Source organism: Alkalicoccobacillus porphyridii, from assembly GCF_007293315.1.
GTDB lineage: Bacteria > Bacillota > Bacilli > Bacillales > Bacillaceae_D > Alkalicoccobacillus > Alkalicoccobacillus porphyridii.
Map to the genome: position 1 here is coordinate 16,026 of NZ_VLXZ01000012.1, position 16,759 is coordinate 32,784.

Consider the following 16,759-nt stretch of genomic DNA (forward strand, 5'->3'; position numbering starts at 1 on the left):
TTGTTTTTTCTCATAATTCTTATAGAATTGAGAATCTTAAGCTGTATCCACTTAAATTAAATGTGTTTAGATTTGTCGATTTAAAGGTATACATTATTCTGTTCCAGTATTTCATGCACGATTTGTGATTATTAGCTAATTATGATAGCGTAAGGAACGTTGCACATCTTTTAAAGGGGAGAAACAAATTTGAAGAAAACGACATCTGTATTCATAATATCCATTATAATATCCATCGCATTCATCTTATGGGGCGTCTTGCTTCCGGAAAATCTTGATTCAACAACTACATCTATACAAGGATTTATTACTAATCAGATGGGTTGGTTTTACTTGCTAGCAGCCACGTTTTTTGTTGGATTTTCAATCTATTTAATATTTAGTCCTTTTGGCAGAATTCGATTAGGGAAGCCTGATGAAAAACCGCAATATAATTTTCTTACCTGGTTCGCTTTCTTATTTACCGCTGGGATGGGAATTGGGCTTGTCTTTTGGGGTGTGGCTGAACCAATCTCACACTTCAATGAGCCATTTAGAGCAGAGCCTGGAACAAACCAAGCGGCAGCAGACGCTATTCAACACTCTATGTTCCACTGGGGAATCCATCCTTGGGCCATCTATTCTGTTGTTGCCTTATGTTTAGCTTATTTTCAATTTAGAAAAGACGAGCCTGCTATGTTCAGCTCAATCTTTAGACCGTTAATTGGAAATCGTGTTGAAGGTGGTTGGGGCACGACAATTAATGTATTTGTTGTTATTGCGACTGTATTTGGTGTTGCTACTTCATTAGGCTTTGGAGCAGCACAAATTGCAGGTGGAATGGGTTATTTATTCCCCGCTATAGCAAATATGAATCAAACCCTATTACAATTTATTGTTATTATTGTTGTAACCGTACTGTTTAGCATATCAGCTGTTTCCGGCATTGATCGAGGGATTAGATATCTTAGTAATATGAATGTATACTTAGCAATTATCCTGATGCTTTTTATTCTTTTCGCTGGCTCCACAGCCTACATGATGGGTGTATTTACACAGGGAGTCGGGAACTATTTGCAAAATTTCATTGGAATGAGCTTCTCATTAGATATCTATAATGAAGAAAATACATGGATCCAAGACTGGACTCTATTCTACTGGGCTTGGTGGATCTCATGGTCACCATTTGTTGGTGCCTTTATAGCACGAGTTTCAAGAGGACGCACCATTAGAGAATTTGTCCTTGGTGTTATCGCTGTGCCTGCTTTATTTGGAGCCCTTTGGTTTAGTGTTTTTGGTGGAGCAAGTATTGAACTTGAAAGAATGGGTGTTGGTATTAGTGAGGCAATGGCTAATAATGGCGGAGAAGAGGTTGCACTCTTTGCATTGCTTGAATCATTTCCATTAAGTATGCTGGTCTCTATAATAGCTCTCATTCTAATCGCTTCGTTCTTTGTAACATCAGCCGATTCTGCAACCGTCGTGTTGGGAATGCAAACAACTGGAGGCATGCTGAATCCTCCTAGTCCTGTGAAGCTTGTTTGGGGAGTTTTGATCTCAGGGACAGCAGCTGTCCTGCTTACTTCAGAGCAAGGATTAGAAGCCCTGCAAACCACAGCTATTATTGGAGCCTTTCCATTCACTTTTATTATGATTATGATGGTAGTGGCACTGATGAAGTCACTAAATAGCGAAAAACCTTTACTTGCGCAAGATAAAGAGAGACTTCGTCAGGAAAGATCCCGTTTAAAAAGCGAGCAACAACGACTAAAAGAAGAGAAAGAAAAATTTAGAAAAGCTAAAATTGATAGTTTGAAAAATAAAAAATAAATAAAGAAAGCTGGAATCTAGTAAATAGATCCAGCTTTCTTTTTACTCACTATTTCTATTTCATTACAATTATGTTACCTAAACGCTTATAGTAAGAAAACATGTTAAACTTTAAATATTGACTAAAATGCGTTTGGATAGGATGTGAGAGAAGTTGAACAAATGGCTGCTGATTGTAAACGTCTGTGCGGTTTTTATTCTGACAAGCTGTGTTGTAGCGTCGACCTCCACTTCTAATCCAATTACAGAACATGATGAGGATACACCTGTTACGGTCCTTTTCTCAGATGCTGATAATCCTAACCATGAACAGGAAGCAAATTATTATGATGCACTCATTGAATTGAGCTCACAATACCCTGATGAAATGCCGGAACTCATTATCGTAGATGCATCTGAACAAGATAAAGTACAGTACTTTGATGTACAGCATTTCCCTACCATTCTTTGCCTAGATGGAGATGACATCTCATTAAGACTGGAAGGAATGAATAATAAAGAAGATATATTAATGAAACTTTCCGGCTTATTTCAACTAGATTTAAAGTTAGGCTAGCAGTTGACGAAAAATGTCAGCTGCTTTTTTTACATAAAATTGAATTAAATGAAAGTTACTAAAACACGCTATGACATCAAACAACGAACTATATCTTACATACATATAAATGACGAACAATGCCGCTACAGTATGTTCCACATTCCGTGGCCTCAGCCATTAAAGTGGAAAACATCATTTCACTGCCGGTCATACTGAAAAAGTCATGTAAGAATGAGCTGACTGGCGCCGCTACTGGAGAACCCCTACTCAGATACCATCCAATCCCTCTATATACTTTTGCAAGCGAAGCGGCCTCTTTCCTCGTTTTAACAATAAAAAAGCTGAACAATGAATGGAGAGAATCTCCAACATTCTTCAGCTTTCCTATTAGTTATAAGACATCTGTCTCAAACTCATTTGTTATCTTATATTACATAATGTGAATTGGTGATCCAAGGGCTACTTCTGCAGCTTCCATTGTGATCTCACCAAGTGTTGGATGCGCGTGAATAGTAAGAGCGATATCTTCCGCCGTCATACCTGTTTCAATCGCTAGTCCAAGCTCTGCAATCACATCAGAGGCATTTACACCAGCCACCTGAGCTCCGATTAGTAGTCCATCCTCTTTACGAGTGATAAGCTTCATGAAGCCCTCTGTATCGTTAAGAGATAAAGCACGTCCATTCGCAGCATATGGGAATTTAGATGCTTTCACATCATAGCCAGCTTCTTTAGCTTCTGCTTCTGTATAACCTACCGTTGCAAGCTCTGGATCAGAGAAGCACACTGCAGGAATACCAAGATAATCAATCTCAGCTTTTTCACCAGCAATAACCTCTGCAGCTACTTTTCCTTCGTATGAAGCCTTGTGCGCAAGCGCAGGTCCTTCAACGATGTCTCCAATAGCAAAGATGTTCTTTACGCTAGTGCGGGTTTGCTTATCAATTTTGATTAGACCACGATCAGTCATCTCAATACCGATACCTTCTAAACCAAGTTCCTCAGTGTTTGCCTTACGTCCAACTGTCACTAATAGGTAGTCTGCATCAATTGTTTGCTCTTCGCCATCAATCTCAGCTTTCACTTTTACACCATCAGCTGACTCTTCCACTCCAAGAGCCTTTGCTCCTGTATGAATGGTAACGTTGTTCTTCTTAAGGCGTTTTTCTACAAGCTTTGCCATTTGCTTTTCAAAGCCTGGAAGAATCTGTTTAAGTCCTTCAATGATGGTTACTTCAGATCCTAGGTTTGAATAAGCACCAGCCAACTCAACTCCGATGTATCCACCACCGATTACAACAAGCTTCTTAGGGATTTCTTTAAGAGCAAGTGCCCCCGTTGAACTGATTACACGATCCGTGAATTTAAAATCAGGAAGCTCAATTGGGCTTGAGCCAGTCGCGATAATGCAATTCTTAAATTTATACGTTGTAGCGCTGTTTTCATCAGCAACCTTCACCGTATCTTCAGAAGAGAAATAAGCCTCTCCTTGTACGTAATCAATTTTATTACCTTTGAATAGCCCTTGTACCCCACCAGTCAGCTTGTCTACAACAGAAGCTTTCCACTCTTGGACTTTCTCAAAGTTAACTGATACGTTCTCTGCAACAATTCCAATATCATCAGAGTGCTGAGCAGTGTGGAACTTATGTCCTGCAGAAATTAATGCTTTGGAAGGTATACAACCTACATTTAGGCAAACCCCGCCGATTGTCCCTTTTTCTACTACGGTTACTTTTTGGCCAAGCTGGGCAGCACGAATTGCTGCCACATAGCCTCCTGGACCAGAACCGATAACCAGTGTATCTACTTCATTTGCGAAATCTCCTACAACCATTTGTTTAACCCTCCATTAATAGTAATTGTGGATCGTTTAACAAGCGTTTTACATGATTAACTGCATTTTGAGCGGTTACTCCATCAATTAGACGGTGGTCATAACTGAATGAAAGTGCAAGCATGGTAGCTACAACAACTTCACCATTCTTAACGACTGCCTTATCTTCAATACGACCAATACCTAGAATAGCTACTTCCGGATGATTAATAACTGGTGTAAACCATTGGCCACGAGCTGAACCAAGGTTTGAGATCGTGATAGATCCACCTTTCATTTCAGCGCTAGATAGCTTACCATCACGTGCTTTTACAGCTAAATCATTGATATCATCAGCAAGCTCATAGATAGACTTACGATCCGCATTTTTCACAACTGGAACAACAAGACCTTGCTCTGTATCAGCCGCAATACCAACATTGAAGTATTTTTTGTAAACAATCTCTTGAGCATCATCATCAATAGATGCATTAAGAGCTGGATACTTCTTAATAGCAGAAGTAAGTGCCTTTACAACGTAAGGTAGGTACGTTAGCTTAGTGCCTTGTTCTGCAGCTTGCTCTTTGTACTGCTTACGATGAGCAACAAGATTTGTTACTTCAATTTCATCTAAATGCGTTACGTGTGGAGCCGTATGCTTAGAGTTAACCATCGCTTTTGCGATCGCTTTACGAATTCCTTTAAGTGGTACACGCTCTTCAAGCTCTCCACCTTCAGTGACTGCTGTTTGCTCAGATGAAGTTGAAGCTGCTTTTTCTTCCTTCTCTTCCGTGGCTTGGCTTGTCTCTTCAGCCTGATCGCCAGAAAGATAAGCTTCGATGTCTTCTTTAAGTACGCGTCCGTTCTTGCCAGATCCCTTTACAGCTTGGATCTTAACATCTTTTTCACGAGCGAACTTACGCACAGAAGGCATAGCAATGACACGACTGTCATCATTCGATTCGTCAGCCTGCTCGTCTTTTGAGTCGTCTGAAGAAGTCTCTTCTTTTTTAGATGAAGCTTCTTCTTTAGGAGCTTCCTCCTCTTTAGAATCTTCTTCTTTAGAAGGCTCTGCATCACCAGATCCGTCATCTATCGTTAGAATGACATCCCCAACATAGCTAACTGTTCCTTCTTCGACCTTAACTTCAATGATCTTACCATCAACCGGAGAAGGAAGTTCAACAACAGATTTGTCGTTTTGTACTTCTAAAAGGATATCATCCTCTTTTACTTCATCTCCTGCTTTTACAAACCACTTAACGATTTCACCTTCGTGGATACCTTCACCCACTTCAGGAAGTTTATATTCATATGCCAAGCCAAAGCGCCTCCTTCATTATAACTTGAATACTCCTCGCTTAAAAGGAAAGAACGACACTAAGTGACAGATATTCGACATGCACAAGACAGCCTAATGACAATCACCTAGTTTCGTTTCCTTTTAAACTAAGAGCTGATTCATTTTTATTAGAAATTAATAACTTGTTTTGCTTTTTCAACAATATCCTTGTGGTTAGGCAGCCACAGATCTTCAGCTGTCGCAAAAGCATATACTGTATCTGGTGCTGTAACACGTAGGACAGGCGCTTCTAGAGAAAGAATTGCACGCTCTGTGATTTCAGAAACGACGTTCGCTGCAATTCCTGCTTGTTTTTGTGCCTCTTGTACAACAATTGCACGGTTTGTTTTTTCAACAGAAGCGATGACTGTTTCAACGTCAAATGGGCTGATTGTCATTAAATCAATAACTTCCGCCTCGATACCATCTTCCGTAAGCTCATCAGCTGCTTTTAATGAAGCTTGTACCATTGCACCGTAAGCTACAATTGTAATGTCTTTACCTTCGCGCTTAATATCTGCTTTTCCAAGCTCAATTGTATATTCTTCCTCAGGAACCTCCTGGCGGAATGAACGGTACAACTTCATATGCTCTAGGAACACAACAGGATCATTATCACGAATAGCAGAAATGATTAACCCTTTTGCATCATAAGGATTTGAAGGGATGACCACTTTAAGACCTGGAGTCTGAGCCATAAGACCTTCTAAAGAATCAGCGTGCATTTCAGGAGTTTTTACGCCGCCCCCAAATGGAGAACGAACAGTAATTGGCATTGTTTGAGTGCCACCTGAACGGTAACGCCAGCGAGACATTTGACCTGCAACTGAATCAAATACTTCAAATACAAACCCAAAGAATTGAATTTCCATTACAGGACGATGATCCGTTAAAGCAAGTCCAATTGCTAATCCACCGATACCTGATTCAGCAAGTGGTGTATCAAATACACGATCCTCACCAAATTCTTTTTGAAGGTTTTCTGTTACACGGAATACTCCTCCGTTGTTACCAACATCTTCCCCAAAAACTAATACGTCTTCATTGTTTTTTAGCTCGTTACGGAGACCGTCCGTAATAGCTTGAGCCATTGTCCAATTACCCATGACTTATTTCGACTCCTTTGCCGTAAATTCTTCCAATTGCTCGCGAATATTAACAGGAGCTTCTTCAAACATATTGTTAAGCATTCCAGTAACCGTCATTTTTGGCTCTTGGTCTGCTTTTTTGATTGCTTCTTTAATCTCTTCTTTTGCTTTTTCAGTTACTTCATTTTCTTGCTCTTCACTCCAAAGCTTTTTGCTTTCTAAGAACTTACGGAAGCGAATTAATGGATCTTTTTTCGCCCACTCGTCTTCTTCATCAGAAGTACGGTAGCGAGTTGGATCGTCACCAGCCATTGTATGAGCTCCATAACGATACGTAAGTGTTTCAATTAATGTTGGACCTTCACCAGCCAATGCACGCTTACGAGCATCAAGTGTCGCAGCATAAACTGCTAGTACGTCCATTCCGTCCACTTGAACTCCTTCAATACCTGCTGCTACTGCTTTTTGGGCAATGGTTTTTGCCGCTGATTGCTTTTCAACAGGTACCGAGATAGCAAAGCGGTTGTTTTGCACAACAAATACTGCCGGTGCATTATAAGCGCCTGCAAAGTTCATTCCCTCGTAGAAATCACCTTGAGAAGCTCCACCATCACCTGTATACGTGATGCAGATGTTGTCCTTTTTCTTACGTTTAAGACCTAAAGCCACACCTGCAGTCTGCACGATTTGTGCTCCAATAATGATTTGTGGAACAGCAACGTTTAGACCTTCTGGGAATTCACTACCAGCAACGTGCCCTCTTGACCATAGAAACGCTTGGTAAAGTGGTAAGCCGTGGAAAAAGAGTTGAGGAATATCACGGTATCCTGGTAAGATCCAGTCTTCTTTATCTAATGCAAAATGTGAACCAAGCATGGAAGCTTCTTGTCCAGCCATTGGTGCATAGAAACCTAGGCGCCCTTGACGGTTAAGTGCAATAGCACGTTGATCCCAAATACGTGTATAAACCATACGACGCATTAACTCCTGTAATTGTTCATCGCTTAAATCAGGCATTGCTGATTCATTAACGATTTCACCTTCCTCATTTAATATCTGGAAGGTTTCAAATTGCTCTTCTACTTGCTCAAGTGTTTTTGTACTCAATTTGTCCACCTCATCCTTTCATTTTCACATTCGCATCTGTCCGCATCTTATTGTGCAATAAACTATAAGAGCTCATTCAATTAGGATACCCATTGTATACAGTTCCATAACCTATTACATTGTGTTTCAAACGTTTTTGAAACAGCTTGTTGCTCGGGTTAATCTCTACAGACAAACAGCGATTAAAAACCATTTAGATCTGAAGTATAAACTGTATCAGTTAAATAAATGAAACAGTAATACACCCCTCTACTTGATCTAGTCTACCTTACAGTCTATATCCAGTCAATTCTTTTGTTTGTTTAGAATGACAACCTATAAAAATTAAGCAATTATCAATCAAAAATACAAACTGTGTTATACAGCACATGTAATTATACTGGTACAGTTTTCAAAAAAAATCAGACAAGATCATTCGTTATATTCAATGTCTAAACCCGCAGCTTCATAAAAGGATTTTTTCAATTCATTGTATGTATCCGTCTGATTGTTAAATTCTTCTGTCGCTTCAGTAATTTGTGAGTACTTCTCATTTACTTTTTCAATCTGCTCCTCCAGCTCGTCAATATTCAAGTCCTCTTGAGCTAGTAACTGAAATAATTCAAAGTCAAGATCCAATGACTCACTATAGTGACTATAAATTGAGTCGTAGCTTTCGTAACGGGTCTCCATCGCTTCTTGAACTTGCTCGGCTAAATCTCTTGTTTCTTGATCTTCAAGACTGTCAAATTCATCTTGGGCTTGTGAAGCTTCTTCGTACCCTGCCTCAATGCCTGCACGTTCTTCCTCCAATAATTCTCTTCTGTGTTCTATTGATTCTTGAGCTTGTTCTGTTAACGATACAATGGTGTCGTACTCGTCCATTCCAAGAAGAATAATTTCCTCATACCATTCTTGTTCCTGTTCTTCTGCTTGCTGCAGCTGCGATTGCTGCTCAGCAAAAACAGACTCTTCTTCCACCGCTGCTTCAAAATGATTATATATCGTTTCTTCAGGATTTGTACTGCATGCCGTTAACAGCATACCTAATGAAATAACAGACATGACTTGTATTGGTCTTTTCATTTAAAGTCCTCCTCTTTTACATCCTCTAAAGTTTGACACACCTTAAGAAAGCCCGTCAATTCATAAGGGAAAACATTAACTTTTTAATCTAGGCATCAGTCCAACCAGAAATAAAAATTGTGCATATGGTAAGAGTGAATCGTCTAGTAGGCGATATATTAAAGGAGGTCATTAAAATGGGTTATGGATATGGTGGACATTGTAACGAATGTTACGATCCTTGTGGATACGGCTATGGTGGGCCTGTAGGTGGATATGGTCAGGAAAAATGCGGAAACGGCTTTGCTATTATTGTCGTTCTGTTTATCCTATTAATCATCGTCGGAGCATGTGGACTTGGTGGATATAAATAAGATCCATTAACTCGGGGCATCATGCCCCAGTTACATAGACTTTTTGAAAAGAACTTGCTATTTCAGCCACTTCTTTTTAAAGTAAAGCTAGAGAAAAAGGAGTGAACACTATGTTAACAGCAAATGATATTATTCGTGAAGGCGATCCTGTACTTAGACAGGTGGCAGAACCTGTTGCTTTACCTTTATCAGATGAGGATCGTGCGACACTTGAAGATATGCTCGAATATTTAATAAATAGTCAAGACCCCGACCTTGCAGAGCAATATGACTTACGCCCAGGGATAGGCCTGGCTGCGCCACAAATCGGAGTGTCAAAACGGATGTTTGCTCTACATCTAATTGATGAAAAAGATCAGGAATATAGCCTAGGCTTAATTAACCCGAAGATTGTCAGTCATTCAGTAGAAGAAACACATCTTGAACACGGAGAAGGCTGTTTATCAGTTGATCGATCCATCGAAGGCGCAGTTCCACGCTATTCACGCATTACTATTAAAGCTACAACGTTGGATGGTGAAAACATTCGCCTGCGACTACGTGGCATAGCAGCCATTGCTTTTCAACATGAATTAGATCATTTAAATGGCATCATGTTTTATGATCGTATAGAAGGCTTTGAAGATCCATTAAAAAAAGACCTTAGCTAAAAAGTAAACCATCTATCAAATCATTACCGTTCTTTCTTCATAAGGAAACCTGTAGAGGCTGGGACAAAAGAATTATAACTAATCTAAAAGCTGAAGAATGTTGGAGTTTCTCCATTCATTGTTCGGCTTTTTTATTGCACAAATAAGGATAGATGTTACTCTTTGATACACTTCATACGCTTAAGTACATAAAGAAAATGGAGATTATCTGAGTTACAGTTCTTCGATTGTCGCTCCCGAAAATGGGGGCATGCTTACCGCGGGAAGGTATTGAGCTAACGGGCTTCGCCCTTTTATCTCAATGAACCTTTTCATCCCGCAGGTGTCAGCCCTCCATTTTCGTCCGCTTGGTGAGTGGCGGGCATCAAGGATATGAGAGGTGACTTACGCAGAGTCTACGTAACTTTCCTACATAAGAAGTTGATTTTAACATGAAGGATGTAGCAAGGGAGAGCAATATAGTTCACCTTCTAAAGGTCAGCACATGGCGGTCCATTTTACAGTAGTTAGATCGTTCGTCTTTTTATAGATATAGTTCTTTGTAGTTCTGTCCCAGCCACTACCTTATGTTTGTAGACTTCACATCAAGTTAGCTAAATTTTCCTGTAGCTTATTCCTTCCATTTACACATACTAGACCTAACAAATGGATGATCACAATGAATGGGTGGAAAGGAGATCATTATGCTACGTAAATTAAAAGAAAAGCTGATAAAAGGCTGTAGAAATTTATTGCCTAAAAGTCGATTGCTCGAAGTTTAAAATGAAACAAATTTGTTTAAAATGAAATGCTATAGTTGTTAACTCAGATGAAATTATCTTATTTAGAAAAAGAATCAATGAAATAAATAAGGCATTGCTTTATAATAGAAAGTAAACAATGTCTAAGGAGAGGTAAGAATGAGTATTTTTAAAGTGTTTTTTCAAGAATCAGCCACTGAAGTGCCAGTGCGTGAGTGGACGAGATCGGTTTATGTAGAAGGTGAGACGGAAGCGGACGTTCGCAAAAAACTAGCTTCCCGCCAATATAATATTGAATTTGTAACATTACTCTCTGGGGCTCATCTTGACTATGAGCAAAATCAAGAAGATTTTAAAACGGAGTCTGTTTAATTAATGAAACAGACTAAAAACAATCAAACAGCTGTATTTGCATTAGGTGGATTGGGCGAAATCGGAAAAAATACCTACGCCGTTCAATTCCAAGATGAAATTATTTTAATTGATGCCGGAATTATGTTTCCAGAGGACGAACTTCTCGGTATTGATTATGTGATACCGGATTACTCATATTTGGTTAAAAACGAAGACAAAATTAAAGGACTCTTTATCACCCATGGTCATGAGGATCATATTGGTGGTGTTCCTTATTTATTAAAAGCCGTTAATGTTCCTATTTACGGAGGTAAGCTTGCACTTGGATTATTAAAGGGAAAACTTGAAGAGCATGGTTTGCTGCGCTCCGCCAAACTGCACCCTATTCAAGAGGATGAGGTTGTGAAATTCACAAAAACCTCTGTGTCCTTTTTCCGGACAACCCACAGTATTCCAGATGCGTATGGAATTGTTGTAAAGACTCCTCCAGGCAATATCGTACATACGGGTGACTTTAAATTTGATTTTACGCCTGTTGGTGAACCTGCTAACTTAACCAAGATGGCCAAAATTGGTGAAGAAGGCGTACTTTGCCTGCTTTCTGATAGTACAAATAGTGAGATTCCAGAATTTACGATGTCAGAGCGTAAGGTTGGAGAAAGTATCGATGGTGTCTTCAGAAAAGTGGACGGACGAATCATTTTTGCAACGTTTGCATCGAATATCCATCGACTACAACAGGTTATTGAATCTGCTGTGCAGCATGGACGTAAAGTCGCTGTCTTTGGACGAAGTATGGAGTCTGCGATTACAATCGGTCAAGAGCTTGGATACATTAAAGCACCTAAACAGACCTTTATTGACTACTCTCAGCTAAATAAGCTGCCAGATAGTCAAGTCGTTATTCTTTGTACAGGTAGCCAAGGTGAACCAATGGCCGCTCTATCTCGCATTGCCTTTGGTACCCACCGTCAGATTCAGATTATTCCTGGTGATACGGTTGTATTCTCATCTTCACCAATTCCAGGCAACACATTAAGCGTGAGCAAAACGATTAACCAACTCTATCGTGCAGGTGCAAATGTCATTCATGGTCCATTAAGTGATATTCACACTTCTGGACATGGTGGACAAGAAGAACAGAAGCTTATGCTCCGTTTGATGAAGCCAAAGTATTTTCTACCCATTCACGGAGAGTATCGTATGTTAAAAATGCACTCTAAGCTTGCACAGGATTGTGGAGTAGAGCCTGAAAACTGCTTTATCATGGATAACGGCGATGTATTGGCCCTTCACCCTGATGAGGCTGGTATTACTGGCAAAGTCCCATCAGGTTCAGTATATGTGGATGGGAACGGCATTGGGGACATTGGGAACATTGTCCTGCGCGACAGACGAATTCTATCTGAAGAAGGCCTCGTGATTATTGTGGTTAGCTTGAATATGAAAGAATTTAAAGTAACAGCTGGACCAGATATTATTTCTCGTGGATTTGTTTATATGCGTGAATCCAGTGATTTAATTCACGAAGCGCAAAAGCTACTTGCAAAGCATTTAGATGACGTGATGGAACGCAAAACCAATCAATGGTCTGAAATTAAAAATGAATTGGCTGATACCCTTGGACCGTTTTTATACGAACGGACGAAGCGTAAGCCGATGATCCTTCCAATCATTATGGAAGTATAAAACATAAAAAACGAGGTGGACTCTTGAGTAGTCCACCTCGTTTTTATTTATCTGTTATCTTACTTATTCCTTAATTCCTAACACTCGGTTCACACGCTTTGTTAGCATTTTCATGCCACCGCCACCTGCTTGGAAATGACGTAACTGACCTTCCTCATCAAAAACATAGTAGGCCGGTACATATTCATTTTCAAACGCATCTGTTAGCTTATGCTCGTTATCAACAAAAATTGGCTGATCAATCTCATGCTCAGCTGCCACTTTTTTAATTTCCTCAAGATCCAAATCCTTCTCAGAACGAGGCATGTGCACAGCAATAACATTTAACTGATCTTTATATTTGTCACGAAAATCATTAACGTTTGGCATTGCTTCCTTACAAAGCCCACAGCTAATGGACCAAAAGTGAATAAGAGTGGGCTTTGTGCCAACTAAATCTTCTTTAGTTAGCTGACCATTCAGCCATTCTGTGGCGCCTGTTAGTTCGGGCATTTGCGATCGTAATTTCAAGGCCATATTTACTCTCTCCTTTTCAATTAAATAAAAGAAAAGGCCTAACAACACATCCTGCTAGACCTTTTCACCAACTCCTCTTTCACTTATAGAGTTGCTTGACCTGGCTTCCAGTTTGCAGGGCAAAGGCCACCAGTTTGTAATGCTTGAAGCACACGTAGTGTTTCATCCACGTCACGACCGATATCGTTGTGGTTCACTACAGAATATTTTAATTCGCCTTCTGGATCAATAATGAACAATCCACGAAGTGCAACCCCTTCATCTTCAATTAGAACTCCATACTCACGAGAAACTGAGTGATTTGTATCGGCAGCTAGTGAATAATTTAGATCTCCTAGACCATTCTCATCACGAGACGTATTAATCCATGCTTTATGTGTGTGGATTGTATCTGTAGACACACCAACAATCACAGCATCCAGATCTTCGAATTCATCATTACGATCACTTAGTGACGTAATTTCTGTTGGACATACAAACGTGAAGTCCATTGGATAGAAGAAAAGAACCGTCCACTGATCATTTTTCATGTTTTCTTCTAAACTTACTCGTCCAAATTCTTTGTTTGGAAATACAGCCTCCATGTCAAACCTCGGAGCTTGCTTTCCTACCATACGCTTATCAGACATTCTACATTTCCTCCTTCAAATGGTTACAACTTTCTACATTCGCTATTATAAAAGACACACTATTTTTAGTCAATTTTAATTAATAATGAATGTAAATTAGTCTATACATGCCAGAAAGTATTCTTTTAGTAGTGTACCCACTAAATCAAGGGTTAAACTACTGCAGACTGTCTTATTATACGTCTTATTTCTGAAATGAGAAAACAATATGCTCTCTTATTCTCATTAGGAATCATTTGAGATTCATAAATGCCTATGCTACGATTTAATGTGTGTCGAAATATCGTAAATGTTGTAGGAGCTGATGTTGATTATGAATTGGTTACACTCACTTGATTGGGGAGCAATTGCTCTAAACGGGCTTACTTTAGTTGGCAAATTACTTATTGCCTTTATTGCTTTTTATATTGCCAGAGCTATCGGACGCCGAATTATTGCCCAATCCTTTTTGAAAATGAAAAATACAAAGAATATCTCTTCTGGACGTAGTCATACGTTGGAAAAGCTTGCTACAAATGTGCTCTCCTACGTATTAATTTTTATATTAGTCACGTTTATTGCGGAAATGTTTGGTTTATCTCCTAGTGCATTAATTGCAGGTGCTGGTGTGGTTGGTCTGGCTATTGGCTTTGGTGCTCAAGGTCTCGTAAGTGATGTGGTCACAGGTTTCTTCTTGTTATTAGAGAAACAAATAGATGTAGGCGATTATGTCACAGTTGCTGCACTAGATGGTATTGTCGAAGAAGTAGGACTACGAACCACTCAAATTCGCGGATTTGACGGGACTCTCTACTTTATCCCTAACCGTAACATCACAGACGTCCATAACCATTCTCGTGGTAATATGAGAGCTCTGGTAGACGTGAGTATTCCTTTTGAGGACAACATGGATGAAACGATCAAATTAATTCAAGATGCTTGTGCAGATCTTGGTGATGTCACTGAGCTAATTAAAGAAGGACCGGATGTTGTTGGTGTGGAGGACTTAAGCTCTTCGCTTGTTACCATTCGTGTCATTGCTAAAACAGAGAACATGCATCAATGGACAGTAGAACGCCAAATTCGCAAGGTGATCAAACAAGCGATGGATGAGCATAAGCAATCAATTGAAGAAGAGACACCGGGTGACGAAGAGAATTAAGCTATTCCAGCTATTAAGAAAAATATACGATCCGTACCTCTATGAGAAGGGGTACGGATCTTTTTGGACAGAGCGTACACATCGCCTGCCTAACAACACCTACCTATTGTTCTTAACCTTTTCTATCATCTCTATATATTGCAAGTCCCCTATCCCGTATTGAGGAAACAACTTAAACAATTGTCTAATTAATTCGTTCTGCGGCATGTCTAAGTGGTTCCTAATATAAGAGGTTAGTTCATTCTCTTGCATTTGATACTCTAGATATAATTTAATCCCCTGATACATAACAGGCATCACGTTCTTTGTAGGCCATTGTTTGTGAATCATTACTTGATCGTAGACGTCTTGAAAGTCTCCAAGCTCGATCTCTATTTCCTCCACTTCAAAGGTTCGCTCTATTTCTTTGACCATATGAAAATATACTTTTCCTTTAAACCCCTGTTCTTCTAAGTACGCGAGTAATGTCAGCATATTTATTTGACAAAACATGTCGTTACCGAACCACAAGATGATGCATGTATATTGATTTTTAAATAAAGGCTTTAATGCGTTTATGACCTTCGTCTCATATTCTTCTGTGGATACGCGATGCCCCTTTGCTCTTACCTTTATAAATTCTGTGCTGAAAATGGGCTTCGTTGTTTTATTGGAGCACATCGCCTCATTAAGAGGCACATAGTCACTATGCTCCATTAATTTTTCATGACTAAATTCCTCATACATTAATTGTCCATTCAAAACATTTAGTATATCTCGATCAAATTGCTGTTGGGCTTTATTTTGCAAAGCGACTATTTTCATTTTTTCTGATACATCCATTGAAAAACCCCCTTTTGTAGCAGTAACATTTAATTTTACGACGGTCTGTAATGGTTGTGGATCCCTCCTATAAACCGCAGGACTTGTACCAAATGTTATCTTAAATGCTCTAGTAAAAGCCTCTTGAGATGAGAATCCATACTTATGGGCAACATCAATCATTTTTTGATCTGATTCTTTTAAATCTATTGAAGCAAGATAAATCTTCCTAAGTGACATATATCTTTTTATTGTTATACCAGTCATCTGATGGAACTTAAACGAACAATAATATGGGGAGTATCCCATATGACTTCCTAATTCCTTTAATGAGAATTCTTCAACTAAATGATCTTCAATCCAATCAATCATTTTTTGCATGATATTGTTCATACGTCCCTCCTTCCGTTTTATTATAAAGGAGAAGGATCTCGATTTTTTGATATATGTTGTGCTTATTTAAACAAAAAAACTGCTGCACCCGTCTGGACGTCCGACAGATGCAACAGCTCCCACTGTGAAGAAATTATTGTATTTGGCTTTCTAACGCATGCTCTACACGCTCACATACATCAGCTGCTGACATTCCATCTGCGTTAATAACGGTACCTTGTGTGACATGGTCTTGAATTCCCATTACATTCTGGTCTTGTCCAGAGATGACACAGCAATCACAAGATTCCGCATCATGCTCCTGTTTTAGGGTAATCACTTCATGTCCTTTTGATGTAAGCTCTTCACTTACTGAGGTTAATGATTGTTCCACTCCAATACGAGCCATTGTATTACCTCCTAGGTCAATTTTCACTGCGTTGCTAGCATTCCCAGAGTCAACTAATTTATGCACAGCAGCTCTGCTCAATGCTCAAAGGCTGCTCATGTGCACCGCTACAGGAGAACTGTTCCCGATCAGACAAAAGACCAACTTTCCTATCTAAGGAAATGAGGGCTTTTTTTGTTTTATAGAAGATTCACTATCATATAAACCCTCTTTTTCAGTGGCCTCGATACAAAGGTTTGAGATAAATCGACGTAGTCGGGTTAGCTCAGTTACTCCTGCGGTAAGCGTGCCCCCATTTTCAGGAGCGGCGGCGAAGAAACGTTACTTAGGTGGCTTCAAT

General features: G+C 39.5%; 16 protein-coding genes. 7 read left to right on the forward strand and 9 right to left on the reverse strand.

What is annotated here, in order from left to right:
- Window positions 1–189: 189 nt before the first annotated feature.
- Both FN960_RS16510 and FN960_RS16515 read left to right on the forward strand, forming a co-directional pair.
- Complete coding sequence (locus FN960_RS16510) at window positions 190–1,809, forward strand: BCCT family transporter (protein ID WP_143849964.1); 1,620 nt, start codon at window positions 190–192, stop codon at window positions 1,807–1,809.
- Between the two features lie 154 nt (window positions 1,810–1,963).
- Complete coding sequence (locus tag FN960_RS16515; protein WP_143849965.1) at window positions 1,964–2,365, forward strand: hypothetical protein; 402 nt, start codon at window positions 1,964–1,966, stop codon at window positions 2,363–2,365.
- Between the two features lie 412 nt (window positions 2,366–2,777).
- On the opposite strand, the gene lpdA is transcribed toward FN960_RS16515, so the two are convergent.
- The 5 genes from lpdA to FN960_RS16540 all read right to left on the reverse strand — a co-directional run bounded on the left by lpdA (window position 2,778) and on the right by FN960_RS16540 (window position 8,765).
- Window positions 2,778–4,184 carry a dihydrolipoyl dehydrogenase gene (gene lpdA / locus FN960_RS16520; protein WP_143849966.1) on the reverse strand — a complete coding sequence of 469 codons (1,407 nt, stop codon included), beginning with the start codon at window positions 4,182–4,184 and terminating at the stop codon, window positions 2,778–2,780.
- Between the two features lie 4 nt (window positions 4,185–4,188).
- Entirely contained in the window at window positions 4,189–5,484 is a 1,296-nt protein-coding gene (locus FN960_RS16525) for a dihydrolipoamide acetyltransferase family protein (protein ID WP_143849967.1), read from the reverse strand.
- 149 nt (window positions 5,485–5,633) lie between these two features.
- Window positions 5,634–6,611, reverse strand: coding sequence for an alpha-ketoacid dehydrogenase subunit beta (locus tag FN960_RS16530; protein ID WP_143849968.1), 978 nt, complete (start codon window positions 6,609–6,611; stop codon window positions 5,634–5,636).
- 3 nt (window positions 6,612–6,614) lie between these two features.
- A complete protein-coding gene (gene pdhA / locus FN960_RS16535; protein ID WP_143849969.1) occupies window positions 6,615–7,700 on the reverse strand; it encodes a pyruvate dehydrogenase (acetyl-transferring) E1 component subunit alpha in 1,086 nt (361 codons plus the stop codon).
- Window positions 7,701–8,111: 411 nt separating this feature from the next.
- Window positions 8,112–8,765, reverse strand: coding sequence for a YkyA family protein (locus tag FN960_RS16540; protein WP_143849970.1), 654 nt, complete (start codon window positions 8,763–8,765; stop codon window positions 8,112–8,114).
- Window positions 8,766–8,941: 176 nt separating this feature from the next.
- On the opposite strand from FN960_RS16540, the gene FN960_RS16545 reads away from it, so the two are divergent.
- The 4 genes from FN960_RS16545 (at window position 8,942) to rnjA (ending at window position 12,551) form a co-directional block, all read left to right on the forward strand.
- A complete protein-coding gene (locus FN960_RS16545; protein ID WP_143849971.1) occupies window positions 8,942–9,118 on the forward strand; it encodes a YjcZ family sporulation protein in 177 nt (58 codons plus the stop codon).
- A 110-nt stretch (window positions 9,119–9,228) separates the two neighbouring features.
- On the forward strand, window positions 9,229–9,768 hold the full coding sequence (gene def / locus FN960_RS16550; RefSeq protein WP_143849972.1) for a peptide deformylase: 540 nt from the start codon (window positions 9,229–9,231) through the stop codon (window positions 9,766–9,768).
- A gap of 899 nt (window positions 9,769–10,667) precedes the next feature.
- The gene (locus FN960_RS16555) at window positions 10,668–10,880 is read left to right on the forward strand and encodes a DNA-dependent RNA polymerase subunit epsilon (protein WP_143849973.1); all 213 of its coding nucleotides are present in this window, start codon (window positions 10,668–10,670) and stop codon (window positions 10,878–10,880) included.
- Between the two features lie 3 nt (window positions 10,881–10,883).
- The gene (rnjA, locus tag FN960_RS16560) at window positions 10,884–12,551 is read left to right on the forward strand and encodes a ribonuclease J1 (RefSeq protein ID WP_143849974.1); all 1,668 of its coding nucleotides are present in this window, start codon (window positions 10,884–10,886) and stop codon (window positions 12,549–12,551) included.
- A 63-nt stretch (window positions 12,552–12,614) separates the two neighbouring features.
- On the opposite strand, the gene FN960_RS16565 is transcribed toward rnjA, so the two are convergent.
- Together FN960_RS16565 and FN960_RS16570 are read right to left on the reverse strand one after the other, a co-directional pair.
- Window positions 12,615–13,067, reverse strand: coding sequence for a redoxin domain-containing protein (locus FN960_RS16565; protein WP_308419955.1), 453 nt, complete (start codon window positions 13,065–13,067; stop codon window positions 12,615–12,617).
- 83 nt (window positions 13,068–13,150) lie between these two features.
- Window positions 13,151–13,696 carry a peroxiredoxin gene (locus tag FN960_RS16570; protein WP_143849975.1) on the reverse strand — a complete coding sequence of 182 codons (546 nt, stop codon included), beginning with the start codon at window positions 13,694–13,696 and terminating at the stop codon, window positions 13,151–13,153.
- 313 nt (window positions 13,697–14,009) lie between these two features.
- Between FN960_RS16570 and FN960_RS16575 the strand changes: the two genes are divergently transcribed.
- The gene (locus FN960_RS16575; protein WP_143849976.1) at window positions 14,010–14,837 is read left to right on the forward strand and encodes a mechanosensitive ion channel family protein; all 828 of its coding nucleotides are present in this window, start codon (window positions 14,010–14,012) and stop codon (window positions 14,835–14,837) included.
- Between the two features lie 99 nt (window positions 14,838–14,936).
- Here the strand turns inward: FN960_RS16575 and FN960_RS16580 are convergent, their stop codons facing one another.
- Window positions 14,937–16,031 carry a helix-turn-helix transcriptional regulator gene (locus FN960_RS16580; RefSeq protein WP_143849977.1) on the reverse strand — a complete coding sequence of 365 codons (1,095 nt, stop codon included), beginning with the start codon at window positions 16,029–16,031 and terminating at the stop codon, window positions 14,937–14,939.
- 133 nt (window positions 16,032–16,164) lie between these two features.
- Window positions 16,165–16,419: a YkuS family protein gene (locus tag FN960_RS16585; RefSeq protein WP_143849978.1), complete on the reverse strand. Its 255-nt coding sequence runs from the start codon at window positions 16,417–16,419 to the stop codon at window positions 16,165–16,167.
- Window positions 16,420–16,759 lie beyond the last annotated feature (340 nt).

Excerpts from the sequence above, each read along its gene's own strand:
- lpdA (WP_143849966.1), bottom strand. The coding sequence starts at position 4,184 with ATGGTTGTAGGAGATTTCGCAAATGAAGTAGATACACTGGTTATCGGT.
- FN960_RS16530 (WP_143849968.1), bottom strand. The coding sequence starts at position 6,611 with ATGGGTAATTGGACAATGGCTCAAGCTATTACGGACGGTCTCCGTAAC.
- FN960_RS16540 (WP_143849970.1), bottom strand. The coding sequence starts at position 8,765 with ATGAAAAGACCAATACAAGTCATGTCTGTTATTTCATTAGGTATGCTG.
- FN960_RS16545 (WP_143849971.1), top strand. The coding sequence starts at position 8,942 with ATGGGTTATGGATATGGTGGACATTGTAACGAATGTTACGATCCTTGT.
- def (WP_143849972.1), top strand. The coding sequence starts at position 9,229 with ATGTTAACAGCAAATGATATTATTCGTGAAGGCGATCCTGTACTTAGA.
- FN960_RS16555 (WP_143849973.1), top strand. The coding sequence starts at position 10,668 with ATGAGTATTTTTAAAGTGTTTTTTCAAGAATCAGCCACTGAAGTGCCA.
- rnjA (WP_143849974.1), top strand. The coding sequence starts at position 10,884 with ATGAAACAGACTAAAAACAATCAAACAGCTGTATTTGCATTAGGTGGA.
- FN960_RS16565 (WP_308419955.1), bottom strand. The coding sequence starts at position 13,067 with ATGGCCTTGAAATTACGATCGCAAATGCCCGAACTAACAGGCGCCACA.
- FN960_RS16570 (WP_143849975.1), bottom strand. The coding sequence starts at position 13,696 with ATGTCTGATAAGCGTATGGTAGGAAAGCAAGCTCCGAGGTTTGACATG.
- FN960_RS16575 (WP_143849976.1), top strand. The coding sequence starts at position 14,010 with ATGAATTGGTTACACTCACTTGATTGGGGAGCAATTGCTCTAAACGGG.
- FN960_RS16580 (WP_143849977.1), bottom strand. The coding sequence starts at position 16,031 with ATGAACAATATCATGCAAAAAATGATTGATTGGATTGAAGATCATTTA.
- FN960_RS16585 (WP_143849978.1), bottom strand. The coding sequence starts at position 16,419 with ATGGCTCGTATTGGAGTGGAACAATCATTAACCTCAGTAAGTGAAGAG.